The sequence below is a fragment of the Chryseobacterium sp. NRRL B-14798 genome, assembly GCF_050470705.1.
GTDB lineage: Bacteria > Bacteroidota > Bacteroidia > Flavobacteriales > Weeksellaceae > Chryseobacterium > Chryseobacterium cupriresistens.
Map to the genome: position 1 here is coordinate 582,043 of NZ_JBFLUL010000005.1, position 25,911 is coordinate 607,953.

Sequence of the window (25,911 nt, forward strand, 5' to 3'; positions counted from 1 at the left end):
ATAGCTTTTCCAGATAGAAGTCTCTCTTAAAACGCAAAATCCTCCTTCAATCCGGGAATTTTGAACTTGTGGTCTCCGATAAAGAAATCATTCATTTTAATAAGAGCCGGGAATTTATGAGTAAATTCTTTATGTAAGTTTTCGGGTAGTTTGGTATCATCATCACAGGAGGAATATTCTCTGTCAACAATTACTTGGCCTGTAGAAAAATTAATTTCATTGGTGAAACTGAAATCACAGGTATCTTCAAAATGATCGTACAAACCTATCAGATAAAAATCTCCGTTCTGAAATCTGAACGTATGTTTATATTGCTGTGTATGCCTTGAATTGGTAAAAAACAGCTGTTCGATAACAATACAGTTATTTTTTATATTGATTGTAAGAGTATTATCAGAAGGATAAAATCCGAATCCGCTTGAAAAAATGATATCAGAATTTTCTTTCCATAGTTTCAGACCACTGTTTTCCTTTTTCAGAATATAGAAAACCCTTTTATAGTCACTTATACCTTCCGGGTTCTGCTCGTATGATGCTTTTATATTCGTATTAAATACCAGAACCGTTTCATCTTTTCCATCTTTGTCAAGATCGCCTTTGGCTTCTGCAATCTGAGTATAACCCTTCGGAACCGAAAAAATTTTCAGCTTCTGAGCAGATAAACCCGAAACAGCTAAGACAATCAAAAAGGAAAAGAAAGGTTTCATCATTATTATATTCAACTCGTTTAAACTTTTGTTTTTGAAACATTAAGATTGTATTAAGGTGTTGAGAGTATTAAAATGAGCTTTGCTTTTAAGCTTAAAAATCAGAATGATTCATCTTAACTATACTTTATTTCTTCAATTCTTCTTAATGTTTTTATTAAACAACTTCATTATAAAAATGTGGTAATCCGAAATAAAAATCATTTTTCAAATTACCACATTTTTATATTGTTAAATTAATGAGTCAGTATACTTTCAAGATCTTTCCAGAACATTGGATAAGACTTTTCCACTACATCTTCATCTTCAATATTGAGCTCGCCGATCAGACAAAATGGTGCAAAACTCATAGCCATTCTGTGATCCTGATAGGTCTTAATAGAAATATGGCTTTGTGGCTCTCCAAAACTGATTGATTTAATCGTCAAATCTGTGATCTCTGTTTCGGTACCCAGCTTTTTAAGCTCATTATATAAAGCCAGAAGCCTGTCGGTTTCCTTTACTCTTAAGGTCCCCAGTCCGGAAATCTCAAAAGGAATTTTTAAAGCGGCGGCTGTTACACAAAGAGTTTGTGCAATGTCCGGACAGTCGTTCATATCCAGCATAATTTTTTCCGGGAAAGAAAAATCAGGTTGAGGTTCAAGCGTAAGTTGATGCTCATCTTCAAAAAATGTAGTTTTAATCCCAAAGAATTTTTCGTAGATATCAGCAATGGCAGAATCTCCCTGTGTGGATTCTTTGTAAAAACTTTTTAGATGAATCTTTTCTCTTCCTAATGCACAGATAGAGTAGAAGTAGGAAGCCGAGCTCCAGTCGCTTTCCACTTCATAATGTACTACTGCGGAATTGTCAGGAGTGAAAGGTTCTACTTTGATGGTATTTCCTTCAAAACTGCTTTGAATACCAAATCTGGTCAGGATATCAAGCGTCATTTCAATATAAGATCTTGAAGTAACGTCACCCACAAGATTAATTACCAATCCATTCTCAAGTTTTCCTGCTATAAGTAGCAGTGAAGTGATAAACTGGCTTGAGATATTCGCAGGAACATTTACCGAAGTCTGGGTGATTTTTCTTCCTGTAATTTTTAAAGGGGGAAAACCTTCATTCTCCATATATTCAATTTCCACTCCAAGATCTCTCAAAGCACTTACCAGATTTTTGATAGGTCTTTCCTTCATTCTTCCGGAACCTGTAAGAACAGTTGTCTTTCCTTCCTGAATAGAATAATAAGAAGTAAGAAAACGCATTGCCGTTCCTGCATGGTGGATGTCCACGGTTTCTGTGTTCTCAGATAATGCTTTTTTCAGCAGCTGAGTATCCTGGGAATTGGATAAATTCCCGATTTTTATATTACTAAACAGGCTTTCCAGAATCAATAAACGATTCGAAATACTCTTCGAACCGCTGATCTGTACTGTTTTATTTCCCAATAATTTTGATTTTTCTAGCTTCATTATGATCTACATTTCTAAAAAAATAATGAGTTACAAATTGATGTAGTATTCATAACTCATCATTTATATTTATTTCAATTTTTCGTTGTTCTGATGCCGGTCTTTATCACGGTCAGTTTTTATTTTCATTTTTCTGTCGAAAGCATCCTGCAGATTGACTCCGGTTTGGTTGGCCAGGCATAACGTAACAAAAAGTACATCTGCCAGTTCTTCCCCAAGATCTTTAGTCTTATCACTTTCTTTTTCGCTTTGCTCACCGTACCTTCTGGCAATGATCCTTGCTACTTCACCCACTTCTTCTGTCAGCATGGCCATATTGGTAAGCTCATTAAAATACCTTACACCGATGGTTTTGATCCATTCATCTACCTGCTGCTGTAACTGTGTAATTTCCATTATTGATAAGCTCCTAAAGTTGGGTTAGTGGTTCTGGAAACATTAACGATATCAAAAGGTACCGTTGCTGCAACAGCCGCATTTCCTTTTCCAAGAGCCGGAGAACCAGGTTTTACCCTTAAATTCATTTTAGCCATAAAATAATTGACAAACTGTGGTTCTGCATTCTTGACCGTTTGTATCACATTCGGATTATTGTCAAAAGTGAAACCGGATCCTGTTGCACTGGTATATTTGATTAATGAATTTTGAAGTAAGAATTCAAACTGCTGCCCTGGGGTTTGTTCAAAATGAACAGCATCATCCCTGTCAGAATACACAATACTGTTTTTGATGTCAAGAAGCTGCAAAGCGCCCTGCTGTGATTGCCCCGCATCATTTTTCCATTCATTGGCTGCAAAAATTCCTGCTCTGTCAAAAGAACTCATCGTCCTGGAGTAATTGGCAATCGTAGCGTGAGTATAGCTATGTTTTCCACCAAGGAAAATACCGATACATGATAAACCGCAATTGTTCATGACAAGATTATTGGCATTCACGGTAGAACCCACGGCATAAATTCCATATTCAAAGAAAGTATGGATAAATGAATTGGTAATGGTAGCATTGGTTTGCTTCATATCCAGTCCTCTTGTACCTCCGAAAAGTCTTGCATGGTTCATCTTAAGGGTAGAATTGGCCTCCATTTTAATAGAATTCCAGTTTTTAGGAATCGTATCATAATAAGGATCATTCCTGTCTCCGCGAAGAATCACCTGATCGGCCTGAGTACCGTTGATATTTAAAAAAGCTCCGGAAGAAACTTTCATTCCGCTGTTTTTGTGGAAGTATACTTTCGTTCCGGGATTGATATCCAATGTTATATTAGGATTAATGGTAAGATTTCCGTAGATGATCTTTGCTTTATCATTATTCCACGTTGTGGAACTGGTAATTACATTCGGGTTGCCGGGAGTCTGAATAAAAAATTCTGCATCCTGAACGACAGAAAATAAAGTTACATGCTGTTGTCCTGTTGGACCGGTAAAAAGAACTTTGTCTTCTGCTATGGCCTCTGGTCCTGTAGCTTCCGGGGCAATTTCAACAAAAATATAAAGACTGTCTTTCTTTCTTAAAGGAACATTCTTAAAATCATATCCCGGTTTTCCATCTACATTGATTCTATATAATGAAGCGGCTCCTTTTTCAAGGTTCACTCTTGGGATCATAATATCCTTATCTTCATTATTATATACTTTTACAACATAAGTTTCTGAACGTACCTGATGGTATACCGTATCACAAAATACCGTATCTCTTGAGAAACGAAGTTCCTGCGTAGGGCTGTCAAACGTTATGTCATCTTTATTACATGATACTGCTACAAGTAACATCCAGAAGGAAAAAGCCAGTAATAATTTGAATTTCATTGAAATTAAAGTTTAAGTAAGTTCCAAATTTAACGAAAATACTTTAAATTTCTTATCAATAAAAAAATATTGAATTCAGTATTTGGAATTTTAAAAAAATGTTGTATTTTTGCAACCTAAAATTTAGCAGAGAAATATCCATTACTATTTCGAAAGCAAACTTTAATTTTTTTAAAAATAGTATTATGAAAAACGGAATCCACCCAGAAAATTATAGACTTGTTGTTTTCAAAGATATGAGTAACGACGAGATGTTTCTTTGCAAGTCTACTGCAGAAACAAAAGACACTATCGAGTACGAAGGACAAGAGTATCCTCTAATCAAAATGGAAATCTCTTCAACTTCTCACCCTTTCTACACTGGTAAAGTAAAACTAGTTGACACTGCAGGTAGAGTTGATAAGTTCATGAACAAGTATAAAAAATTCGCTAAGTAATTTTTGTACATTAAAAATATTAAAGTCTTCCAATTTTTGGGAGACTTTTTTTATTGTAAATTTGTTGATCTTGAATTTTAAACCTTAAACTTAAAAACTGAATGATGCAGTTGGTATTTTCAGACGCACAATACTGGGAAGATTTTCTTCCGCTTACTTTTACCCGCCCGGTTGCTGCTATGCGATGCGGAATCCTTACATTTTCTGAGAGATGGCAGAAAATACTTGAAAACACTGAGGTAACTTATTTCACAGAAATATATCTTCAGGATAAATTTAAAAGCCCTGAGGAAAAAGAAAGCCTTTTTCTTGTTCCGAATTTCCTGCCAACAGAAAACGTAATCCAACAAATTAAAGATCTTAAGCAAGGGGAGGCGCTGGTGTACGAAGACGAATTAATCGCCGCAAAAATCAATATGAAAGGTTTTTCTCTGAACCAGATTGAGAAAATGACAGATATTAAGGAAGATCTTGTTTTCTTTAAAAGGCCAAAAGATCTGTTTACCTATAATCATCATGCGATTGATTTTGACTTTGATCTGCTTACCAAAGGAAGAACTTCACAGGAATTGTCTTCAACCAATGGTTTCTTAGGTGATAAAAAAGATCTGTTTATTGAAGAAGGAGCTTATGTTGAATTCTCTACCATCAATACAAAAACAGGGAAGATTTATATCGGTAAGAATACTGAAGTGATGGAAGGCTGTCATCTTCGCGGGCCAATCGCTCTTTGTGATGATTCCAAATTTAATCTTGGGGCTAAAATTTATGGAGCTACCACAATTGGTCCTCACTGTAAAGTAGGTGGGGAAGTAAATAATATCATTATATTCGGATACTCCAGTAAAGGGCATGAAGGTTTTGTAGGAAACTCTGTGATTGGCGAATGGTGTAATTTCGGAGCGGATACCAATTCTTCAAACATGAAAAATAATTATGGAAATGTAAAATTCTGGAACTACAGAACAAAATCATTTGAAGATACAGGATTGCAGTTTGCAGGTCTTATTATGGGAGATCATTCCAAAACAGCTATCAATACACAATTGAATACAGGAACGGTAATCGGTGTTGCTTCTAATATCTTCAAACCAGGATTTCCACCTAATCTTGTGGAAAACTTTTCATGGGGCGGACTGAAAGATGATGAAAGATTCAAACTTGATAAAGTATATGAGGTAGCAGAAAGAGCCATGGCAAGGAGAAAAGTAGCTTTATCAGAAGAGGATAAAGCGATTCTGAAACATATTTTTGACACGTATTAATTCAATAAAATAAAAAACTTCAAATTTTTTTGAAGTTTTTTTATTTTTGATGTAATAGATAAGTAACTGCAATTGTCTTACCTATAAGAAACAAAACTCATGACCCAAGAAACTTTCAAGAATACGGTGTTTATTCTCAAAGACGAGATGTATCGTTTTGCGAAACGGTTTGTCATGAGCAGTGATGAAGCAGAAGATGTAGTACAGGATCTCATGATGAAGTTTTGGCAGAAGAGGGATGAGCTTGAGCAATTCGGGAATTTTAAATCCTATGCGCTGAAGTCGGTCCGGAACGAATGCCTGAACAGATTGAAGCATCACGACGTAAAGATCGGTTTTGCGGATATGCAGCTTCACCGCTCGGAGCTTTATAGTATGGAAGTTGATAACCTTAAGGAACATATTGTAGGATTTATCAATCAGCTCCCTGAGAAACAGAAGATGGTCATCCACTTGAAAGATGTAGAAGAATATGATGTTTCCGAAATTTCTGAAATGCTGGAAATGGAGGAAAATGCAGTAAGGGTAAACCTGATGCGTGCGAGACAAAAAGTAAAAGAACAAATTTCACAACTGATGAGCTATGAAAAAAGATCAATTACAAGATAAATACAACGAAGTCTTCCGGGAGATCAAGGAAGAAAAAATGGACTGGAGCTTTGAGGATTTTCTTCACACTGCAGAAAGTACGGAAGCTGAACAGGATGCTGTACCTATTATTCCATTGGACGAAAAAAAGAAACCCTCTTTTCCCAAATGGTTCTGGATGGCCGCCAGTGTGATGTTGGTATTCGGAATCGGCTTATTTCTTAATGATAATAATTCCGGCACAGCAGATGTGCAGGACAGAGAAAAACTCGTAAAAGATGAAATCTTAAAACAAAAGTCCGGGTTTATGGAAGAAAACAGTGATCACCAGGAACAAGTAGCGGTGAATCATACCGATTCTATTTCCGGAGTGAAAAAAGATTCTGTTTTTCAGGATAACCAGGTGGCAGAGAAAGATGTAATGGATGAAATTCTGCCAAAAAGAGGAAGGCTTAAAAAAGAAAGAAAACCCAGATATGTTGATAATTCTTCCTTCCTGGGTAAAAATTTAAATGATTCTGCAACAGCATACAATGATTCTTATGTCATTGTAAACGGAAAAAGAATCAGCAGTGAAAAAGAAGCTATAGATGTTGCAAAATACTCCTTTATGAAGTTAGGAAGTGAGTTAAAAAAAACAGTAGCATCTTCTCAAAAAAATGAAAATCTTGACAGCGAATACTAAAAATCAGATCAATCTCATGAAAAAAATATTTTTTATAATAGCCATAATGCTGAGCAGCTTTGCAACTTATTCTGCACAGACTGAGAAATTAGACAAGCTTTTTCAGGATTTTGAAAAAAGAGGAAGAGTAACCTCTATCAACATCAAAAAACCGATGTTCAAGCTATTGAATACCATTGATGTTAATGATGCCTATATCGGAAAGATAAAACCTATACTGAACGATGTAGAAGGACTTAAAATTCTGATTATTCCTAAAATTACTTTCCCGGATCGTTTAAAAGATGAAAATCTTGCGAACATAAAAATGAATGAAGAAAAAACAGAGAGAATAAACAAGGCTTTAAACGCTCTCAACTTCAATGAGCTGATGTCCATGAGCAGTGACGGAACTTCTATGAAATTTCTGGCTGAAGAAGAAAAAGACAACTATCTGGAGAATCTGGTTTTTAATGTGGATTCCAAAGAAGAGAATATCATTTTTATCCTCAATGGAAAGATGAAGCTGTCGGATGTTAATAAGATCATTAATTCTGGTGAAACAACTACATCTTCTGTGACGAGTTCTGTAAGAAATGACCTTACATCAGGCAATACCTCTTCTTATCTGAATGGAGATAACAGGAATGTAGGCCAATTTTCAAAAATAGATGCCAGCGTGGGAGTAAATGTTACCTTCAAGCAGGAAAATACCAGCAGTGTAAAAGTAATTGCAGATGCAGATAAACTTCAATATGTTATCACCAAGGTGGAAGACGGAGTATTGAAAATATACGTAGACAATAAGGGAGTCCGTAATCTGAGATTTAAAAATCTTAATGTTAATGTTTCTGCTCCTTCTCTTCAAAGTATAAAAACTTCATCCGGAAGTATTTTTACAGCAGTGAATCCTGTTAATGAAAATAGTATGGAGATTGAAGCAGAGTCAGGTTCTGTTATTAAAGGAACTTTTAATGCGAGACAGGCTGCCAATGTTACAGCGAGTTCCGGAGCTGTTTTGACTGCTGAACTTACCACACAGAAACTGGCTTTGGATACCTCAAGCGGAGCAAGTGTAAGCTTATCCGGAGAAGCTGTTTCCGCCGTGATAGAAACGAGCAGTGGCGCTTCGTGTAAAGCAGATGACCTTAAAATTGCCACGGCAGTAGCTGAATCTACTTCGGGAGCAAGTCTTTCCTTATTGGTTACAGACAAACTGAAAGTAAATGTTTCTTCAGGAGCCGATGTAAAATTGAAAGGAAACCCTGAGCTGGATGCTAAAGTGGATAAAATTTCAGGAGGAAGCTTAAGGCAAATCAAGTAAAAACTAAAAATGATATCAACATCCCAAAATGATTAATTCCGTTGCTGTTCAATAATCCTGATAACTAATCCCCAAAACTTTTACCGCATGGAGAAATTAATAAGAGAAGTCCGGGTCCTTAAAATCTACGCCGCTGTACTTACCGTACTATGTGTAATGTTTTTCCTTCTTGCTTTTAAAAATCAGTCTTCCAACGAACGTTTCAAAGAAATAGATGTAGAACGTATCAATATCGTTGAGAAAGATGGAACTTTAAAGATGGTTATCAGTAATAAGGAGCGTCAGCATCCCGGATTGGTGAATCATAAGGAAATGAAACCCCGTGAAAGAGAAGCAGGACTTATTTTTTTCAATTCCCTGGGAGATGAATGTGGAGGGCTTGTGTATGACGGCAATGAGAAAGAATCCGGAATGGTCTATTCTGTAGACCAGAGAAATACAGATCAGATTATGCAGCTTCAGTATTTTGAAGGTTCAGGAAAAGATAAAAAAAGAGTATATGGTTTAAAGCTCTGGGATCGACCTGATGATTTCCCGATGGAGGATATTATTAAGGCTGCTGATTCTATAAAGAAACTGAATAATCCGGAAGCTTCAAAAAAAGCATTCGCACAACTACAGGAAAAAGGTAAACTGGGAAGTGAACGCTTTTTTGCAGGCAAGACAGCCAATGGTGATGTAGGCATATTTATCCGCGATAATAAAGGGAAAGTAAGATTAAAATTATACATCGATAAAAATAATCAGACCCATATTGAGAATATTGATGAAAATGGAAGTCTCATCAAATAGATCTTACATGATCATATTTAACCTATAAATAAAGTAGTTTCAAACTTATTCAATTATTTTGTACCGTAACCGTTCTTACAAAAGGGCGGTTTTTCGATTTAAGTTATTGATTATTAAATTTTATTTAAACTATCAAAAAGGATTTTCATATCTCACCAAAATAACCTAATTTTGCAAAGAAAGTAAAGATGTCTATTCATAACAAAATTGTAGAGACAGCCATCACTTTCGATGACGTTCTTCTAGTCCCTTCTTATTCAGAAGTTTTACCTAACCAGGTTTCATTAAAATCAAGACTTACCGACAAAATCACGCTGAATGTTCCGATAGTTTCCGCTGCGATGGACACTGTTACTGAAGCTGATCTGGCCATTGCTTTAGCAAGAGTCGGAGGGTTAGGATTTATCCACAAAAACATGACAATTGCTGAGCAGGCAGCTCAGGTAAACCGTGTAAAACGTTCCGAAAACGGAATGATATCTGATCCGGTTACGCTATCTAAAGATCATACTTTAGGGGAAGCTAAAGATCTTATGTCAAGATATAAGATTTCCGGCCTTCCGGTAGTGGATGCTGATAATGTTCTGATCGGAATTATTACCAACAGAGACGTAAAATATCAGGAAAATCTTGATATGAAAGTGGAAGAGATTATGACCAAAGATAATCTGATCACTTCAGATAAAGATACCAACCTTGAAAAGGCTAAAGAAATCCTTCTTAAAAACAGAGTTGAAAAACTTCCTATCGTAGATAAAGATAACAAACTTGTAGGTTTAATTACGATAAAGGATATCGATAATCAGTTGGAATATCCTAATGCTAATAAGGATCAAAACGGACGTCTTATCGTAGGAGCCGGAGTAGGTGTAGGAGAAGATACATTAGCGAGAATTGAGGCTTTAGTACAGGCTGGAGTTGATATTGTAGCCATTGATTCTGCACATGGTCATTCTAAAGGAGTTTTAGATAAAATTTCAGAAATCAGAAAAGCATATCCGAACCTTGATGTTGTAGGAGGAAATATCGTAACTGCAGAAGCTGCTAAAGACCTTATTGAAGCAGGAGCCAACGTGCTTAAAGTTGGAGTAGGACCGGGTTCCATCTGTACAACAAGAGTAGTTGCAGGAGTAGGTGTTCCTCAGCTATCTGCTATTTATAACGTTTACGAATATGCTAAGTCAAAAAATGTAACGGTAATCGCTGATGGTGGAATCAAACTTTCAGGAGATATCGTTAAAGCTATTGCGAGTGGTGCAGGAGCAGTAATGCTTGGTTCTCTTTTAGCAGGTACAGATGAGGCTCCGGGAGAAGAAATTATCTTCCAGGGAAGAAAATTCAAATCTTACCAGGGAATGGGAAGTCTTTCAGCAATGAAGAGAGGTGGTAAAGAAAGATATTTCCAGAGTGAAGCTAAAAAATTTGTTCCGGAAGGAATTGAAGGAAGAGTTCCGCATAAAGGAAAACTGGAGGATGTGATCTTCCAGTTGACAGGAGGTTTGAGAGCCGGTATGGGATACTGTGGAGCAAAAGATATTGAAACACTTCAAAAAGATTCCAAACTGGTAATGATTACAGGAAGCGGATTGAAAGAATCCCACCCTCATGATGTAATTATCACGCAGGAAGCTCCAAATTATTCTTTATAAAATTATAATTGAATTTAAATATGAAAAACCGCACAATATGTGCGGTTTTTTTATTTTATGTTTTTATTTTAATTGTCTGATTGTGAATGTGTTAAATCGAAAGCATGCTTTTTTAAAATTGTTTATTTCTCTATTTTTCGGCTTGTTTTTTAATTATATTTTAAATAAAATCTTTAATATTTGTATTGGTGTTAATTTTATTTTTGATTTAAAATGTAACAATAACTAATTTATTTCTACTAACTATAATGAAATTTAAATTTTATGCTGTTTTTTATTGGTGAGTATCGCTTATGGACGCATAAAGGTAATAAAATTGCAAGTTGTTAATTTTTTTAAATAATTGAAATGAAGAAAACTATCCTTTGTGGGGCATTGTTACTATCCCTTTCATTATCTGCACAGCAAAAAAAAGAGTGGTGTGACTTTGATAACGAACAGAGAGTACACCAAAAACAAAATGCGGAAATTGATGAAATGATTCGCAATATCCGTAACAAAGTTATTAGCAGTAATCAAAATACTACTGCTAAAAACGGAAGTGCGTACAAAATTGTAAATGGAGTTTATGAAATTCCTGTAGTTGTACACGTAATAGCACCTACGGGTGCGGCTATTGGTACTGCTTACAATAAGAGTGATGCACAAATTCAGGCCTGGCTGGATCATTGTAATGAAATGTATGCAGGAACTTATCAATGGGCTCAGGGAGTTCCGGCAGATTTTGGTACTGCTGCTACGATGCCGATTAAATTGGTATTGGCTAAAAGAGACCCTAACTGTAATGCTACTACAGGTATTATCAGATATAATGGAGGAGCACTTGCAGGATATGATACTTATGGAGTAAAGCGTAGTGGAGCAAATGGGGTTACTACGGATCAGGTAAAGACTATTGCGCCACACTGGCCGGAAGCGTCTTACTTTAATATCTATATCATGAATAAAGTAGATGGAGGTGGAACATATGGTATCATGGGATGGGCAGGGCTGCCTCAAAATGCCGATGCTAACTACGAATCCTTTATGAAATCTTTTGTAGTTACTTTACAGGATGATATTACTCTGGCTCACGAGTTTGGACATAGTATGGGATTACTTCATACATTTGGTAATGCTAACGCTCAGCCGCCACAAGGAACTACTTCTACGACCTACTGTCCACCAATGACTAATAATGACTGTAACAAAGACGATGATCAGGTTTGTGATACAGAAAGATCAAGAAGTTTGCTAAACGATCCTGCACCAACCAACAATGATATGAATTATTGTACAGGAACAAACTATCAGGGCGTACAGTATAATATGATGAACTATACCAATCCGATAGCATTTAAATTTACAAATGGACAGCATGACAGAGCAGCTCTTTACTTTTTCTTGATGAAAGGAGGGTTGAGTACTTCATTAGGTGCAACGGCTCCTTCTGCAGGAGCTGCAATTGGAACTCCTATTGCTGCTGCATGTAACCCAACAGGTATCACTACACCAAGTAACTATTTTGTAGGCCCTACTTTAGTAAAACTGGGAAATATTAATAATGCATCAACAGGATATTGGCAGGCTGCTGCTAATTTTTATGAAGATTATACAGGTGCAAACTGCTTAAGAGCAACATCAACTGAGCTTTCTGCAACGGGAACTCATAATCTTCAGGTGAATGTTTCAGATTCAAATAATGATGTAAGAATATGGATCGATTACAATAATAATGGTACTTTTGAAGCTTCTGAACTTGTAGGTTCAGCTGATAACATTATTGCGGATCCGGTTACCTTAATAGGTACGTACAGTACAACGATTACAGCCCCAGCCTCAGTAGTATTGAACACTCCACTAAGAATGAGAGTTCTTGTTGATGATGAGAACCCTAATATGACTCCTTGTGGGCAATTAATGTATGGGCAGGTTGAAGATTATACTGTAAAATTTGTTACCAATCTGGGAACAAGCGAAGTGAAAGCAGATAATGGTGATTTAACAGTTTATCCTAACCCGGTAGCAACCGGAGATAAAATCTTCATTAAAGCTAAAAATGGTAAAAATCTGAAGGTTTCTATTTCTGATATGTCAGGAAGATTGTTGGCAAGTCCAGCTGTGACTGAAGAAGGAAACGGTGTTTATAAAGTGGACCAGCAATTAGAAAAAGGAGTTTATATGATTCAGATTTCTAATGGAAAAGACAGTAAGTCTTCTAAATTGATCATTAAATAAACTGATCTTCATTCAGGTATATATAAATGTCTCCATTGTAATGGGGACATTTTTTATTCCATCTTCCTGTACTTAAACCTTGGCTTAATAACTTTATTAAGAAATTGCCCCTTAGATCTAGCTTTTCTAAAATTTTCAACAATATCAGGAGGTACCTTAAGATAATCATAAACTGCTCCCGACTGATATATAATTTTTAATATTTCAGTATCCGGAAAATAGATGAAATGATTGACAACACTTGAAGGCATACTTCATTTCATGCAAAAAACATTCCTTGCCATAAAATAAAAAGCTTCCGAAATTTCCGAAAGCTTCAGTAATTGATTTCTTGAAACAGAATATCATTCTATTTTTTCATGAATTTAAATTGATGTATCTGAAAATTCCGGGTATTTATTTTTAATATATATCCTCCGGGAACAAGTTGTGAAACATCAATCTTGGAATCAAACATTTCTGATTTTACCAGACGTCCGTCAATATTGTAAATCTGGATGGTTAGCCCATCGTCAATACCGGAAATAGTAATAAAATCAACCACAGGATTAGGGAAGATCTGAATTTTATTTTTTGAAAGGTCTGAAGTTCCTAATGTAGTGGTCTGTACATCACCTGTCATGGTGGAGTTTACTGCAGTAAGATTTCCTCCACATTGCCCGTTAGTCATTGCTGTATTTTCAACCCAGGTTCCGATACTGTTACCGGGAGGTATCGGAACAGAATTATTACCTGTTGAGTTATAATAAATCAGATAAGGAGTTGTAAAAGTTCCGTTTCCTTCATCACCAAGAAATTCCCATCTTGTAAGAGCATTGTTCCATTGGATTTTAAATTCACAGGTACCTAATCCACTACAATCCTGTCCGCCATCAATAGGACTGGTCATGTAGATGTTCTTACTAAAGGCATCTACTCCTGTTTTGTTAAATACATACGTATTAGGTGGGCTATCAAACAGATTGGGACATCCACTGAATGTTATTGTCTGTGTAAAAGCTGAGCTTCCTATAACAAGACATAATAAGTAAAGAATTTTCATAACGATTAGTTTTGAGATGGATAGACTCCTGCTAATGCAATGATACATTTCAGCGTAATAAACGGAGGTCTGTTTTCATGAGGCTGGCTTCCTCCTGTGCTTCCTACCATTGTGTTTTTCATGGTCGTATTTGCCGCTGCATCGGAATATTCTTTGTCAAGTGTTTTGGTGTCTGCCGGAAGATTATTGGTTGGAGAATTTTGATTTCCTTCCGTTGTTACAGCATTCACGGTATGATTATGAGCCGGCATTTGTGTTACCAATAATGTTACACTCTCAGTTCCTCCGGTTTCTCCCATGGTGTACATTGTAGGGCCGCCCGGTGCCTGTCCGTTATGAACAAGTACTCTTCCCCGCATATCAGGTAAAGCAAATGTGGTAACTCCGTTTCCTCCATAAGTGGTTCCTAACAGTGAAAAAAGTGCTTGATTTTGCGCGATGGGCAGAAGCTGCCCATTACATTCTGCCCAGTATTTTGGAGCAAAATTATAAGGTACAAAGGCTATTTGCCCTAAAAATGGTTCTGATGCCTGTGCTTTTAGAGCGGGAACAAATGCACTGCATATCAGCAGTGTACATGCAAAAATTAAGTTTTTCATGATAGCAAGAATTTTAAGTAGTATAAAATTAGAAAATATTTTACATAAAATGCTTGATTAAAAGAAAAACCTTTCGTTATATAACAAAAGGTTAGATTTTATTTATTGAAAATTGATTTATTATAGATTTTTTCTCTAATATTTAACAGCTAATAATGTATTAAATGATCATTTTAATGTTTAAGATTATCTTTAAAATCATCGATTCTGAAATCAGTCAATGCATTTCCTTTTTCAATTTTTTCTTTAGAATACAGCCTGAAATCATTTTCTGTTTTTTCTAAAAGATAATCATAGGGTCCTATATGAGAAATCAGTTTTACCAGAACCGGAGAAATCTCAAGGCAGATAAACAATCCCATGATAAAAGTGGCTGCAAGCCCAATGATGGCAGAATTCTTACCAAGTTCGTCCAAAGCCTGAAGCCTTGCTGCAAAACCATTGAATTTATCTTCAAATGTTTCTGTAGATTTTCTTTCCGTTTCCAGATTTGTGTATACCTTCGATATTTCTTTGTCTAAATATTCCAGCCTTGGAGCCGCTTGTTTCTGATAATTTTCCAGATCAAGTCTGCGTTGCTCCTTCAGTTGCTGTTTACGTTTTGCATTGGGACCATAGCCTTCTTTTCCACTGGTAAGTCCGGATTGCTTACCCAGAATTTCTTTCTCAAGCTCTACCGAAGCCGAATCATATGCCTGCTGATACTGAGCGATTTTTCCTGAAATCTGCTGCTTTTCTGTTTCAAAAGGACCGCTCTGCTGAAGAATTCGCCCGTTCATTTCACCCTGCAGCTGTTTTTTATTTCTTTGAATAATGGTATTCAGCTGTTTGTTGACTTCTTTCTCAAAAATTTTAAGTTCTAAAGGTTTGGAAATGATAATTCCCAGAAACGTAGCAAGGATAAGACGCGGGATAGCCATCAGGATCTGATTCCACCATGTTCCTGTTTTTTTGATAGAAGAAACAATATAACGGTCAAGATTGAAGATCATCAGACCCCACAGGATTCCAAATCCTGCAGCCGCCCAGAGATTGTCGAAGACTGTATACATCGCATAGCCTGCAGACAAAGTGGCGAATACTGCAGTGAAAAGCACAATACCCCCGATGCCGGAAAACTTGTTCCATTCACTCGGAGTTTTTCTCAAAATATGGATGTTCCCGCCTGAACATACCATCAGAAACTTTTGGAACCAGTTTATTGTATGAGTCCCTTGATTTATAGTTTGTTGGTTTGTTTTCATAACTGAAAATTTATACAAAGGTAGTACTAAAAATCATACCAATGTAAAAGATAGTATTATGTTTTACCAAGTAATTGAGTGTGTTTTCGTAAGATATTGTTTTTCAGTATGTTAATTTTTGATTTTGAAAAATTGAAAAAGAATGTGAATCTATTTCAATCTGTCCGGGTTTTGTTTCAGGAAGCTCTCCCATCCGGAATACGATTTCGTATCTGCTATGGTCCCGGAATTAAAATGATGACATACGGCTACGGCAAGACCATCGGAAGCATCTAAATATTTTGTTGGAAATTCCTTTAATTTAAGAAGGTTCTGAAGCATTCCTGCTACCTGTTCCTTACTGGCATTTCCGTTTCCGGTGATCGCCATTTTGATTTTTTTTGGAGAATATTCGGTTATGGGAATATTTCTGTAAAGACTGGCTGCCATAGCAACACCCTGAGCACGGCCAAGTTTTAGCATACTCTGAACGTTTTTCCCATAGAAAGGAGCTTCGAGAGCAACTTCATCAGGGTGAAACTCATCAATAAGAGAAAGGGTTCTTTCAAAAATATACTTCAGCTTGGTTTCGTGATTGGGATATTTTTTCAAGATGAGTTCATGAATAGAAACCATCTCCATTTTTCCTTTTTTTACGGAGATGATACCAAATCCCATTACCGTTGTCCCCGGGTCAATTCCTAAAATTATTTTCTCTGAAATCATTGCTTCAAAGATAGGACTTTCTATGTTTTTTAGTGGAAAAAAGTATTGATAATGATTTTCGTTTATGTTTAAAATTTTAATATCTTTAAATAAAAATGATCATGAAAAATGTATTTAATGTATTAATTGTTCCTGTCTTTCTCTTGTTTAGCCTTAAAGAGAGAAATAATTTAGTTCAGAATAAGCATTCAGAAGCTTTTACAGCAAAGAGCGAACGGATCATTTATTTGTTTTTCAAAGCAGATAAAGATCAGTCAGGAAATGCAAAAATTACTCTCCAGAGTACTAAAATTGCAGATGGAAGATTAAAACATACGCCTTCTTTTGAAAGAGATGCCGTCCGTAAGGGTGATCTTGTAATTACATTAACAGGAGCTGATGGAAAAGAAATGGGTAAACAGCTTGTGAAAGATCCTTTCAATCCTGAATTGGAAGTATATGAAAAAGAGGGAATATCCAGGCATAAAGCTTCCCTTCAAAATACTGAGTTCAGTGCCAGGTTTTCTTACTCTGAAAATATACAGTCGGTAAAGATAGAAAAAGCAACTGAGGATGGTGCACAAGTAATATTCACACAAAAACTATAATCATGAAAAAAACTTTATTATCCCTTTTAATAGGAAGCAGTTGTTTTGCACAGACTTTTGAGACCGTTCCGCTATTACAGAACGGGGACAACAGTAAGCGGATTGTTATTGCAGTGTTGGGAGACGGGTTTACTGCTGCACAGCAAACTGCTTTTACCACATCGGCTCAGAATACGATCAATTATCTTTTTACGAAAAGTCCCTATACAGAATATAAGAATTACTTTAATGCCTATGCGGTAAAAGTGATTTCCACAGAGTCAGGAGTAAAGCATCCCGGAACCGCTACAGATGTTGCAGAGCCTGTAATTCCTGTAACCAATCCCAATAACTATCTTGGGTCTACTTTCGATGTGGGAGTTCACAGATGTATATACAGCAATACTACCAACAAAGTAGGACAGGTTCTGGCTGCCAATATCCCGGATTATGATATTACTTATGTGCTGGGTAATTCTACAGAATACGGAGGTTGTGGCGGGACCTATGCTTTTGCTTCACTCAACGGTTCTTCCAATGAAATTGTAGTGCATGAGCTGGGACATTCCTTTGGAAAATTGGCCGATGAATATTGGTTTTCCGGTTCGCTGGAATCTCCCAATAAAACACAGAACTCTAATCCGGCAACCATAAAATGGAAAAACTGGGTAGGGTTAAGTGGAGTAGGAGTATATGCCCATGCTGAAAGCCCAAGCTGGTTCAGACCCCATCAGAGCTGTGAAATGAGATATCTTAACCAGCAGTTCTGCTCTGTGTGTAAAGAGGCGATTATTGAAAGGATTCATACTCTGGTTTCCCCTGTAGATTCCTATACTCCGGCCAATAATACAACCGTTGATGCAACATCCAATGTTACCTTCACGGTCAACGAAATTCTTCCCATTCCGAACACGCTGGTTAATTCATGGAGCTTAAACGGAACGGCTCTGGGAGCAACGGGAAGTAGCATAACGATTACTCCCGGACAACTTAACAACGGAAATAATACTTTGACATTATCGGTAGTGGATAACAATCCGCTTTTAAAAGTAGACAATCACAGTACACTCCATGTTACCAATGTTTCCTGGACTTTGAGCAAATCAACTCTTAAACTCTCAGAAGTAAAAGCGGAAGAGCGCCGTTTCAGTATTTATCCTAATCCGACAGATGGAGAATTTTTTATTAAAGGCAAACAAGGCTTTTCAAAAGATGTAAAAGTAGAAGTGTATGACACTTCAGGAAAGCTTATCCCATCCAGATTTGAACTGAATGATTCTGCAATACGGATTAATATTAAAAACTATCCGGCAGGTACTTATCTGTTGAATGTAAAAGAAAATAAAAACCTGATCATTTCTCAGAAAATCATTAAAGAATAATTACACGAAACCGGCTCTGGGAGCCGGTTTTATTTTTCTAGTTTTTTCTCTGCTATGGGTACCCACCGTCCGTCATGGCGAAGAAGTATTATTTTATCGACTAAGAATTTAGTTTTGTATTCCATGTTTTCATATTTTTGCCAGGCCTTAAGATAATTTTCCCAGGCCAGATCTCTGTATCCTACAGTCATATGCGGATTAAACGAATACTTTGTGAAATTAAAGCGCTCTTTTACCCTATGATAAAGTTCTGTTAATTGACTACTTTCTTTGGGCTGAATATAGAGGACAGGATTTTTAGGATTGGGAAAGCTTCCAAAGCCATCCAGCTCTATTTCAAAAGGTGTAATTTCTGTATTGATTTTCTGAAAAACAATGTGAATATCTTCTTCCAGTTCAATTTCTCTCGAAAAGGGAGGAAAGAGTGTAATATGTGCTTCGTTTTTCAAAGCCTTGGAATTGGCATAATTTGTTGCCAGATCCTGTTTAAAAACTTTTATTTCTTCAATAATTTCCTGAGGAGGGTAAATGGCTATGAAGTACATTTTTTTCATATGACAAATTAAAAGTTTTTAAATTAAATTTTAATACATAAGAAAATTATGCATAAGTTTGTAAGGTATTTAAACCATTCTATGAAAAAAAATAGTCTCTATAAGGGTACTTTACAGAATATTATTTTAAAGCTCCTTTCGAAAGAAGTGAAGATGTATGGTTATCAGATTACCCAAAGAGCTAAAGAACTTACTTTGGGTGAACTTGAAATGACAGAAGGAGCGCTCTATCCATTGCTGCATAAATTAGAAAGCGATGGAATGATTACTTCCGAAATTCAAAAGATTAATGGGAGAGACCGGAAATATTACCTGTTGACTGAAAAAGGAAAAAAACAACAGGCAGAACAGGAAACTGAGATGAAAAGTTATTTACTCAACCTACAGACAATATTTAACATATGATGACTGAAGCACAGGAAAATAAAATTACAGATTATCTGGTGGTCCAAGAGTTGTCTCTGGATATTCTGGTAGAAATCAGAGATCATATGATCAGTCAGATTTTGGATATTCAAAGCAATGAGAATATCAATTTTGAGGACGCTTTCTTGAAGGTAAAAGAATCATGGAGCAATGAGTTTAAAATGGTTAATTATTTTTTATTTTATCCTACAAAAATTCCTTTGATTGCCAAAAGAATTATCCGGGAGAAATACAGAGGGATTTTCAAAAAATCATTGATGGTAGCTGCTCTGGCATTTGCTGTTAATCTGTTACTAATTTTTATGGCAGGAAATCAGGAAGAATATAAACTGTTTTTCCGACTTCTGAATGGTTCATTTGTAGTGACAACAATATTGATATGGATTTTTAATCACAAAATCTGGAAGTATATAAAAGCAGACTTTAAATACAAAGGAAAATGTCTCTATACCATGTATCAGCAGAATCTTGGATTAATGGTTGTGTGTGCCAGCTCCATGACGCAGGTGGCCATAAGGAACGGGCAACATGCCTACCAGTTTTTCAGAGAACAGAATTATGCAGATGTTGCCGGGGTTCTGGTAACCTTAATTCTTCCATTTGTATTACAGGCAGCTCTTGCTTTTGCGGTATTCAATTTTCTTGAGCATAAAAAGAATTTAGTCAAGATGCAGGAATTTCTGAAGCTCGTGTAAACAAATGGGTGCTAAAACTAATGTTTTGATCGAAGTTGGTTCAGTGTATTCTCAAGATGATCAGTGATCTTTTTTACTTCAATATGAGGTCTGAAGATCGCGCCTTTTCCTCTTTCTTCATCTGCAATATTAGACAGAATAATCACAGACGTTTTGGTGTCCGGATAATAAATATTTAAAGAAGGAGAACCTTTTACATAACCACTGTGAAAATAGGAATTGGGCTGGCCGATGTTAAGCATAATTCCGTAAGCATAACCCATTTTCCCAAAGATAGCATGGTGTCTTTCCGCACTTTTGGCCATGAAGAGCTTCAAAGTTTCGGGTTTTAGAATTTTCCCGTTGTACAGGGCATTATTCCACAAATGAAGATCCCCAATGGTAGATAGTATTCCTCCGGCAGGTGTTCCGATTTCCGACCCGCCTAATCTTTTCGGCATATTGGGAACCTCAGAGAATTTAGCAGGAGTACCAACATAAGCACTGGCAAAGTTATTTCCTTTGAAAATGTCTCCTGTTGAAGAATGGGACATTCCTGCTTTTTTAAAAAGTTCCAATGCATTTTCATGATAGGATTTTCCGGAGACTTTTTCCACAATTTTTCCAAGTGCATTAAAACCATCGTTGGAGTAATAGAAATCTGATCCGCTTTTAAACATCAGCTTTCCACCCATCAGGTTCAATCCTGAAGTGTGGTTTAAGAGTTGGTGAATCGTAATGTTTTCATATTCTTTGATCTGAAATTCCTTCAGGTATTTTGAAGCCTTATCTGTCACATTCAGTTTTCCCTGCTCCATCTGAAGTAAGATCAAAACAGCGGTAAATTGTTTGCTCACAGATCCTATCGCAAAAATGGTATTGCTGTCAATTTTAGTTTTCTTCTTAAAATCAGAATATCCGTTTTCTCTTCTGTAAAGAGGAATGGTGTCTTTAAAAACAGCAATGCTCCCATTGAAATGATACTTTTTAAAAGCAGAATCAATCTGTTGTTCCAAAAGTGTTTTCTGAAAAGCTGAGATGGTAGAGTCTATAATTGCTTTTTTATCAACCGGGGTAATTTTTGGACCCTCAGTTGTTGTACAGGAAAATAAAAAACAGAAAAAAGACAGGAATAATAAATTTTTGATCACAGGTGTTGTATTTTTAAATGATGATTATACTCTTAAAGATACTAAAATATCCTGAAGAGCATTAAGAGAAGCAAATTGTGTGCTAGGATAGGCTGCTGGAACAACTTAATATAGATTTAATCCGCTTTTGTGGAATATTTCAATGTTATGAATAAGGGTGTTGCTGAGAAATAATACATTGAAAGAACCTGTGGAAGAAAGCTCGCAGGTTTATCTTAATATCAGGTCACTGAACCAGAAAACATATTCTCCGTCTTCTTCTTCAGGACTTGTTTTAGGCTTAGGATAAGTCTTTTTGACGGTTTCCCCGATTTTGAATTCAACAGGATTTTTGAAAATAGGTCCATCAAAAGTAAAGGTATGGAACTCTCCGTTTTCTCCGCACGGATCTACATTTTCAGGAAGGTCATCAATGAATTGCTGATCAATAATCCTTCCGGCGAAGCTTTTATCAAGATAAGATCCGTTCACACATGTTACAATCGTTTTAAAACCAAGGTCCAGAAATTCACGGATGAGGTCAGTTGTATTTTGTTTCCATAGAGGAAATAAGGCTTTCATACCAATAGCATTTAATTGGTCTTCCCTGTATTTTCGCAGGTCTTCCAGAAAAATATCTCCGAAAATGGAATGGGTAATGCCCTGAGCCTGAATTTCAGTCATTGTCTTACTCATGATCTGTTGGTATTCTTCCATGGATGGTTCTTTTGGAAGTTCCATTTTGATCAAAGGAATCCCAAGGCTTTCTGCCTGTTTTTCTAAAAGCGATACATGAACTCCATGCATAGAAATCCTTTGAAACTCCTGATTGATGCTGGTAAGCAGTGTAGAAATCTCATATTGATCCTCCTTTAGTATTTTATAAAGAGCAAGGGAAGAGTCTTTTCCGCTGCTCCAGTTGAATAATGCTTTTGGTTTCATTGTAAAAATAAATCTGTCAAAAATAAGGATTTAAGAAGGGTTTTGAAATTAAATCAGATGACGAAATAGTGTTCTTGGTTTTTATTACAATTAAAATAAAAACCTCAAAGAAATCCTTTGAGGTTTGATTTATAAAAATGTTTGCTGTATAGCCTTACATATTTCTTCTGTATTTACCGCCTACTTCAAATAAAGCGTTGGTAATTTGTCCTAAAGAACAGTACTTCACAGCATCCATCATCACCTCAAATAAGTTTTGCTGGTTGATGGCTGCATGCTGAAGTTTTTTTAAAGCTTCCTCAGACTTATTTTCATTGGCCTGCTGGAAGTTGTGAAGAGACTCAATCTGTGCCTGTTTCTCCTCTTCCGTAGAACGGATAACTTCTCCCGGTAGAACGGTTGGTGAACCATCTTTTCCTAAGAAGGTATTCACTCCGATAATAGGATATTCACCGGTATGCTTCAGCCATTCGTAATGCATAGATTCTTCCTGGATTTTTGAACGCTGATACATCGTTTCCATCGCTCCGAGAACACCGCCTCTTTCTGTGATTCTGTCGAATTCCGTATATACAGCTTCCTCTACAAGATCCGTTAATTCTTCAATGATGAATGATCCCTGAAGCGGATTCTCGTTTTTAGCCAATCCTAATTCTTTATTGATGATTAACTGGATTGCCATCGCTCTTCTTACAGACTGCTCGGTAGGAGTAGTGATCGCTTCATCATAAGCATTGGTATGAAGTGAATTACAGTTATCGTAGATCGCATACAGTGCCTGAAGCGTGGTTCTGATATCGTTGAAATCAATTTCCTGAGCGTGCAGTGAACGTCCCGAAGTCTGGATGTGGTATTTCAACATCTGGCTTCTTTCGTCTGCTCCGTATTTTAATTTCATCGCTTTTGCCCAGATTCTTCTTGCTACACGTCCGATTACTGAGTATTCAGGATCGATACCGTTGGAGAAGAAGAAAGATAAGTTCGGTGCAAAATCATTGATATCCATTCCACGGCTTAAATAATATTCAACATAAGTGAACCCGTTAGCCAGTGTAAATGCTAATTGGGAAACCGGATTGGCTCCAGCTTCAGCAATATGGTATCCCGAAATAGAAACAGAGTAGAAGTTTCTTACTTTTTCTCTGATGAAATATTCCTGAACATCACCCATTAATCTTAAGGCAAATTCTGTAGAGAAAATACAGGTGTTCTGTGCCTGGTCTTCTTTTAAGATGTCCGCCTGAACAGTACCACGAACCGTAGCAATTGTTTTAGCTTTAATTTCTGCGTATATATCAGCAGGAATCACTTCATCACCGGTTAATCCTAAAAGCTGTAATCCCAAACCATTGTTGGATGGAGGAAGTTCACCGTTATATTTAGGTCTTTCTAACCCTTTATCGTCAAATTTTTCCTTAAGCTTAGCTTCTACTTTAGACTCTAAACCGTTTTCTTTGATATATTTTTCAACATTCTGATCGATGGCAGCATTCATAAAGAAGGCCAACAGCATCGGTGCAGGACCGTTGATCGTCATTGAAACCGAAGTTAGTGCGTTGACAAGATCAAATCCGGAATATAATTTCTTAGCATCATCCAGTGTTGCAATAGAAACTCCCGCATTCCCGATTTTACCATAAATATCCGGTGGTAAAGCAGGATCCTGACCATATAAGGTTACAGAGTCAAATGCAGTAGATAAACGTTTTGCAGGCATTTCTGCAGAAACATAATGGAATCTTCTGTTGGTTCTTTCAGGGCCTCCTTCTCCTGCAAACATCCTTGTAGGATCTTCACCGGTTCTCTTGAACGGATAAATACCTGCCGTGTAAGGGAAGCTTCCCGGAAGGTTTTCCTGGCCTTTCCATCTGATCAGATCACCCCAGTCATTGTATTTTGGTAATGCAATTTTAGGAATTCTCAGGTGAGATAAAGACTCAGTAGAAGTTTCAACTTTAATTTCTTTTCCTCTTACGAAATAAGAATAAAACTCTGCATGGAATGCTTTTTTTGTATCATCCCAGGTCTTCAGGAAATCGATATTTTCTTGTTGCAGCTCTTTTTCCGCCTTTTGGTATTCAGCATCCAGAATATCATTGGAAATGATATTTTTTACGCCTTCAATATGATACATTTTTCTGGCCAGTTCAGCCTGTTTCTCAATATTGATGTCGTATTGTTTATTGTTTTCAACAATTTCAGAAAGGTAACGGACTCTTTTTGGAGGAATAATCGTTACTTCTTCTGTCACTTCCTGTTCTACAAAAGTTTTTAGATTCAATCCGGAGAATTTATCGTTTACTTTTGAAATTAATCTGTTGTATAATTCTGTTGTTCCATGATCATTAAACTGAGACGCCTTGGTAGCATACACCGGCATATCATCTAATGGGCTTTCCCATAGCAAATGGTTTCTCTGGAACTGTTTTCTTACGGCCTGAAGAGCATCCAGTGCTCCACGTTTGTCAGATTTATTCAATGCTACCAGATCCGCATAGTCTAACATGTCGATTTTTTCCAGCTGAGTAGAAGCTCCGTATTCAGGAGTCATTACATACATGGAAACATCTGCAAAATCAGAAACTTCTGAACCAGACTGCCCGATTCCCGAAGTTTCAAGGATGATGACATCCGGATGAGCCAGTTTTAATACATTCAGTGCAGAATGAATAAATGGAGAAACAGAAACGTTGTTTTCTCTGGTTGCCATAGAACGCATATAAACTCTTGGATCATTGATTGCATTCATACGGATTCTGTCTCCCAATAAAGCACCTCCGGTTTTCTTTTTCGAAGGGTCAATGGAAATAATAGCGATTTTTTTGTCTGTATTGGAACGTAAGAAACGTCTTACCAGTTCATCCGTTAATGAAGATTTACCTGCTCCTCCGGTACCTGTAATACCAATGATTGGAATAGTCAGATCTTTAGACTTTTCGTCGATAGCTTTTACAAGCTCAGGTTTTTCTTCTGAAAAGTTTTCTACGGCTGAGATGATTTGTGCAATACTTGATGGATTTTCAAAGCTAATATTGTCAAGATCTTTTGCGGTAACATCTTTTCCTGTTGCAAAATCTGATCGTTGTACCAGGTCATCAATCATTCCCTGAAGCCCAAGCTCACGGCCGTCATCCGGAGAATAAATCCTGTCGATACCATAAGACATAAGGTCTTTGATTTCTTCCGGAAGGATTACACCGCCGCCGCCGCCAAAAATTTTGATCTGCGGTGAGTTTTTTTCTCTCAAAAGGTCATAGATATATTTGAAATATTCATTGTGACCTCCCTGATATGAAGTTAATGCAATAGCATTGGCATCTTCCTGGATGGCTGTATTTACAACTTCCTCTGCTGATTTATCGTGTCCCAGGTGGATCACTTCGCATCCTGTTCCCTGAATCACACGACGCATAATATTGATCGCAGCATCGTGCCCATCAAATAATGAGGCAGCAGTTACGATTCTTACCTTGTTGGTTGGAGTATATTTTTGGGTTTCCATAAAAATTCTAGACAGTTTCTAAGTTCTCAAATATAGCAATAAAATAAAAACCTTGTATTGTAGAGTAAAATTCTGATTTTTAAACGTTTATGATAATTGTTTTTTGAGCTCGAAAAACTTTGTTAGAGGCTAGCTCTGTATTTTACAGATTATTACACTATTCTGTAAAAATATAAATGTCAGCAGATAATAACCCGCTGACATTTTTTCTTTTGTGTCATGAAGTTTGGTCTTTATTTC

At 36.7% G+C, this 25,911-nt stretch carries 25 protein-coding genes; 12 read left to right on the plus strand and 13 right to left on the minus strand.

Annotated features, from left to right (window positions below):
• Positions 1-26 precede the first annotated feature (26 nt).
• The 4 genes from AB1278_RS02995 to AB1278_RS03010 form a co-directional block, all read right to left on the minus strand.
• The gene (locus AB1278_RS02995) at positions 27-710 is read right to left on the minus strand and encodes a hypothetical protein (RefSeq protein ID WP_202841605.1); all 684 of its coding nucleotides are present in this window, start codon (positions 708-710) and stop codon (positions 27-29) included.
• Between the two features lie 233 nt (positions 711-943).
• Entirely contained in the window at positions 944-2,164 is a 1,221-nt protein-coding gene (locus AB1278_RS03000) for a 3-phosphoshikimate 1-carboxyvinyltransferase (protein WP_429812350.1), read from the minus strand.
• A gap of 69 nt (positions 2,165-2,233) precedes the next feature.
• Entirely contained in the window at positions 2,234-2,560 is a 327-nt protein-coding gene (locus AB1278_RS03005) for a nucleotide pyrophosphohydrolase (RefSeq protein ID WP_047385875.1), read from the minus strand.
• Positions 2,560-3,969, minus strand: coding sequence for a hypothetical protein (locus AB1278_RS03010; RefSeq protein WP_395971839.1), 1,410 nt, complete (start codon positions 3,967-3,969; stop codon positions 2,560-2,562). Before AB1278_RS03010 ends, AB1278_RS03005 begins: the two co-directional genes overlap by 1 nt.
• A gap of 185 nt (positions 3,970-4,154) precedes the next feature.
• Here AB1278_RS03010 and AB1278_RS03015 point away from each other — a divergent pair, with 185 nt between their 5' ends.
• From AB1278_RS03015 to AB1278_RS03050, 8 genes are all read left to right on the plus strand, one after another.
• The gene (locus AB1278_RS03015) at positions 4,155-4,406 is read left to right on the plus strand and encodes a type B 50S ribosomal protein L31 (RefSeq protein WP_062702555.1); all 252 of its coding nucleotides are present in this window, start codon (positions 4,155-4,157) and stop codon (positions 4,404-4,406) included.
• 104 nt (positions 4,407-4,510) lie between these two features.
• A complete protein-coding gene (locus AB1278_RS03020; protein WP_202844178.1) occupies positions 4,511-5,671 on the plus strand; it encodes a putative sugar nucleotidyl transferase in 1,161 nt (386 codons plus the stop codon).
• Between the two features lie 99 nt (positions 5,672-5,770).
• Complete coding sequence (locus tag AB1278_RS03025; RefSeq protein ID WP_002976192.1) at positions 5,771-6,280, plus strand: RNA polymerase sigma factor; 510 nt, start codon at positions 5,771-5,773, stop codon at positions 6,278-6,280.
• The gene (locus tag AB1278_RS03030) at positions 6,255-6,944 is read left to right on the plus strand and encodes a hypothetical protein (RefSeq protein WP_343642415.1); all 690 of its coding nucleotides are present in this window, start codon (positions 6,255-6,257) and stop codon (positions 6,942-6,944) included. The genes AB1278_RS03025 and AB1278_RS03030 overlap by 26 nt, the downstream gene beginning before the upstream one ends.
• Positions 6,945-6,960: 16 nt before the next feature.
• Positions 6,961-8,247, plus strand: coding sequence for a DUF4252 domain-containing protein (locus tag AB1278_RS03035; protein ID WP_228406597.1), 1,287 nt, complete (start codon positions 6,961-6,963; stop codon positions 8,245-8,247).
• Positions 8,248-8,334: 87 nt separating this feature from the next.
• Positions 8,335-9,039 carry a hypothetical protein gene (locus AB1278_RS03040; RefSeq protein WP_110011688.1) on the plus strand — a complete coding sequence of 235 codons (705 nt, stop codon included), beginning with the start codon at positions 8,335-8,337 and terminating at the stop codon, positions 9,037-9,039.
• A gap of 188 nt (positions 9,040-9,227) precedes the next feature.
• The gene (guaB, locus tag AB1278_RS03045) at positions 9,228-10,688 is read left to right on the plus strand and encodes an IMP dehydrogenase (RefSeq protein ID WP_110011687.1); all 1,461 of its coding nucleotides are present in this window, start codon (positions 9,228-9,230) and stop codon (positions 10,686-10,688) included.
• Between the two features lie 348 nt (positions 10,689-11,036).
• Positions 11,037-12,905, plus strand: a complete 1,869-nt coding sequence (locus AB1278_RS03050) for a GEVED domain-containing protein (RefSeq protein WP_429812358.1) — start codon at positions 11,037-11,039, stop codon at positions 12,903-12,905.
• A gap of 53 nt (positions 12,906-12,958) precedes the next feature.
• Here the strand turns inward: AB1278_RS03050 and AB1278_RS03055 are convergent, their stop codons facing one another.
• The 5 genes from AB1278_RS03055 to ruvC all read right to left on the minus strand — a co-directional run bounded on the left by AB1278_RS03055 (position 12,959) and on the right by ruvC (position 16,495).
• Positions 12,959-13,156 (minus strand): KTSC domain-containing protein, encoded by a 198-nt coding sequence (locus AB1278_RS03055; RefSeq protein WP_110011496.1) that lies wholly within the window; start codon positions 13,154-13,156, stop codon positions 12,959-12,961.
• A gap of 98 nt (positions 13,157-13,254) precedes the next feature.
• Positions 13,255-13,947, minus strand: a complete 693-nt coding sequence (locus AB1278_RS03060; protein WP_110011495.1) for a T9SS type A sorting domain-containing protein — start codon at positions 13,945-13,947, stop codon at positions 13,255-13,257.
• A gap of 5 nt (positions 13,948-13,952) precedes the next feature.
• Positions 13,953-14,546 carry a phage tail protein gene (locus AB1278_RS03065; protein ID WP_137905655.1) on the minus strand — a complete coding sequence of 198 codons (594 nt, stop codon included), beginning with the start codon at positions 14,544-14,546 and terminating at the stop codon, positions 13,953-13,955.
• Between the two features lie 173 nt (positions 14,547-14,719).
• Positions 14,720-15,790 carry a DUF4407 domain-containing protein gene (locus AB1278_RS03070; protein WP_429812362.1) on the minus strand — a complete coding sequence of 357 codons (1,071 nt, stop codon included), beginning with the start codon at positions 15,788-15,790 and terminating at the stop codon, positions 14,720-14,722.
• A gap of 150 nt (positions 15,791-15,940) precedes the next feature.
• Complete coding sequence (gene ruvC / locus AB1278_RS03075; protein ID WP_034692903.1) at positions 15,941-16,495, minus strand: crossover junction endodeoxyribonuclease RuvC; 555 nt, start codon at positions 16,493-16,495, stop codon at positions 15,941-15,943.
• Between the two features lie 101 nt (positions 16,496-16,596).
• On the opposite strand from ruvC, the gene AB1278_RS03080 reads away from it, so the two are divergent.
• Complete coding sequence (locus tag AB1278_RS03080) at positions 16,597-17,082, plus strand: hypothetical protein (RefSeq protein ID WP_429812367.1); 486 nt, start codon at positions 16,597-16,599, stop codon at positions 17,080-17,082.
• A 2-nt stretch (positions 17,083-17,084) separates the two neighbouring features.
• A complete protein-coding gene (locus AB1278_RS03085) occupies positions 17,085-18,443 on the plus strand; it encodes a M64 family metallopeptidase (RefSeq protein WP_429812370.1) in 1,359 nt (452 codons plus the stop codon).
• A 29-nt stretch (positions 18,444-18,472) separates the two neighbouring features.
• On the opposite strand, the gene AB1278_RS03090 is transcribed toward AB1278_RS03085, so the two are convergent.
• Entirely contained in the window at positions 18,473-18,997 is a 525-nt protein-coding gene (locus tag AB1278_RS03090) for a 2'-5' RNA ligase family protein (protein WP_411413338.1), read from the minus strand.
• 81 nt (positions 18,998-19,078) lie between these two features.
• On the opposite strand from AB1278_RS03090, the gene AB1278_RS03095 reads away from it, so the two are divergent.
• Entirely contained in the window at positions 19,079-19,402 is a 324-nt protein-coding gene (locus AB1278_RS03095; RefSeq protein WP_123279028.1) for a PadR family transcriptional regulator, read from the plus strand.
• On the plus strand, positions 19,399-20,118 hold the full coding sequence (locus tag AB1278_RS03100) for a hypothetical protein (RefSeq protein ID WP_411413339.1): 720 nt from the start codon (positions 19,399-19,401) through the stop codon (positions 20,116-20,118). The genes AB1278_RS03095 and AB1278_RS03100 overlap by 4 nt, the downstream gene beginning before the upstream one ends.
• Before the next feature lie 17 nt (positions 20,119-20,135).
• Here AB1278_RS03100 and AB1278_RS03105 read toward each other — a convergent pair whose 3' ends face one another.
• The 3 genes from AB1278_RS03105 to AB1278_RS03115 form a co-directional block, all read right to left on the minus strand.
• Positions 20,136-21,248 (minus strand): serine hydrolase domain-containing protein, encoded by a 1,113-nt coding sequence (locus AB1278_RS03105; RefSeq protein WP_429812375.1) that lies wholly within the window; start codon positions 21,246-21,248, stop codon positions 20,136-20,138.
• A gap of 210 nt (positions 21,249-21,458) precedes the next feature.
• Positions 21,459-22,169 (minus strand): diphthine--ammonia ligase, encoded by a 711-nt coding sequence (locus AB1278_RS03110; RefSeq protein WP_429812378.1) that lies wholly within the window; start codon positions 22,167-22,169, stop codon positions 21,459-21,461.
• A gap of 154 nt (positions 22,170-22,323) precedes the next feature.
• Complete coding sequence (locus AB1278_RS03115; protein WP_429812381.1) at positions 22,324-25,671, minus strand: methylmalonyl-CoA mutase family protein; 3,348 nt, start codon at positions 25,669-25,671, stop codon at positions 22,324-22,326.
• Positions 25,672-25,911 lie beyond the last annotated feature (240 nt).

What these genes read in the sequence shown, in the direction of transcription:
- AB1278_RS02995 (WP_202841605.1), bottom strand. Translation starts at nt 710, where the DNA reads ATGATGAAACCTTTCTTTTCCTTTTTGATTGTCTTAGCTGTTTCGGGT.
- AB1278_RS03000 (WP_429812350.1), bottom strand. Translation starts at nt 2,164, where the DNA reads ATGAAGCTAGAAAAATCAAAATTATTGGGAAATAAAACAGTACAGATC.
- AB1278_RS03005 (WP_047385875.1), bottom strand. Translation starts at nt 2,560, where the DNA reads ATGGAAATTACACAGTTACAGCAGCAGGTAGATGAATGGATCAAAACC.
- AB1278_RS03010 (WP_395971839.1), bottom strand. Translation starts at nt 3,969, where the DNA reads ATGAAATTCAAATTATTACTGGCTTTTTCCTTCTGGATGTTACTTGTA.
- AB1278_RS03015 (WP_062702555.1), top strand. Translation starts at nt 4,155, where the DNA reads ATGAAAAACGGAATCCACCCAGAAAATTATAGACTTGTTGTTTTCAAA.
- AB1278_RS03020 (WP_202844178.1), top strand. Translation starts at nt 4,511, where the DNA reads ATGCAGTTGGTATTTTCAGACGCACAATACTGGGAAGATTTTCTTCCG.
- AB1278_RS03025 (WP_002976192.1), top strand. Translation starts at nt 5,771, where the DNA reads ATGACCCAAGAAACTTTCAAGAATACGGTGTTTATTCTCAAAGACGAG.
- AB1278_RS03030 (WP_343642415.1), top strand. Translation starts at nt 6,255, where the DNA reads ATGAAAAAAGATCAATTACAAGATAAATACAACGAAGTCTTCCGGGAG.
- AB1278_RS03035 (WP_228406597.1), top strand. Translation starts at nt 6,961, where the DNA reads ATGAAAAAAATATTTTTTATAATAGCCATAATGCTGAGCAGCTTTGCA.
- AB1278_RS03040 (WP_110011688.1), top strand. Translation starts at nt 8,335, where the DNA reads ATGGAGAAATTAATAAGAGAAGTCCGGGTCCTTAAAATCTACGCCGCT.
- guaB (WP_110011687.1), top strand. Translation starts at nt 9,228, where the DNA reads ATGTCTATTCATAACAAAATTGTAGAGACAGCCATCACTTTCGATGAC.
- AB1278_RS03050 (WP_429812358.1), top strand. Translation starts at nt 11,037, where the DNA reads ATGAAGAAAACTATCCTTTGTGGGGCATTGTTACTATCCCTTTCATTA.
- AB1278_RS03055 (WP_110011496.1), bottom strand. Translation starts at nt 13,156, where the DNA reads ATGCCTTCAAGTGTTGTCAATCATTTCATCTATTTTCCGGATACTGAA.
- AB1278_RS03060 (WP_110011495.1), bottom strand. Translation starts at nt 13,947, where the DNA reads ATGAAAATTCTTTACTTATTATGTCTTGTTATAGGAAGCTCAGCTTTT.
- AB1278_RS03065 (WP_137905655.1), bottom strand. Translation starts at nt 14,546, where the DNA reads ATGAAAAACTTAATTTTTGCATGTACACTGCTGATATGCAGTGCATTT.
- AB1278_RS03070 (WP_429812362.1), bottom strand. Translation starts at nt 15,790, where the DNA reads ATGAAAACAAACCAACAAACTATAAATCAAGGGACTCATACAATAAAC.
- ruvC (WP_034692903.1), bottom strand. Translation starts at nt 16,495, where the DNA reads ATGATTTCAGAGAAAATAATTTTAGGAATTGACCCGGGGACAACGGTA.
- AB1278_RS03080 (WP_429812367.1), top strand. Translation starts at nt 16,597, where the DNA reads ATGAAAAATGTATTTAATGTATTAATTGTTCCTGTCTTTCTCTTGTTT.
- AB1278_RS03085 (WP_429812370.1), top strand. Translation starts at nt 17,085, where the DNA reads ATGAAAAAAACTTTATTATCCCTTTTAATAGGAAGCAGTTGTTTTGCA.
- AB1278_RS03090 (WP_411413338.1), bottom strand. Translation starts at nt 18,997, where the DNA reads ATGAAAAAAATGTACTTCATAGCCATTTACCCTCCTCAGGAAATTATT.
- AB1278_RS03095 (WP_123279028.1), top strand. Translation starts at nt 19,079, where the DNA reads ATGAAAAAAAATAGTCTCTATAAGGGTACTTTACAGAATATTATTTTA.
- AB1278_RS03100 (WP_411413339.1), top strand. Translation starts at nt 19,399, where the DNA reads ATGATGACTGAAGCACAGGAAAATAAAATTACAGATTATCTGGTGGTC.
- AB1278_RS03110 (WP_429812378.1), bottom strand. Translation starts at nt 22,169, where the DNA reads ATGAAACCAAAAGCATTATTCAACTGGAGCAGCGGAAAAGACTCTTCC.
- AB1278_RS03115 (WP_429812381.1), bottom strand. Translation starts at nt 25,671, where the DNA reads ATGGAAACCCAAAAATATACTCCAACCAACAAGGTAAGAATCGTAACT.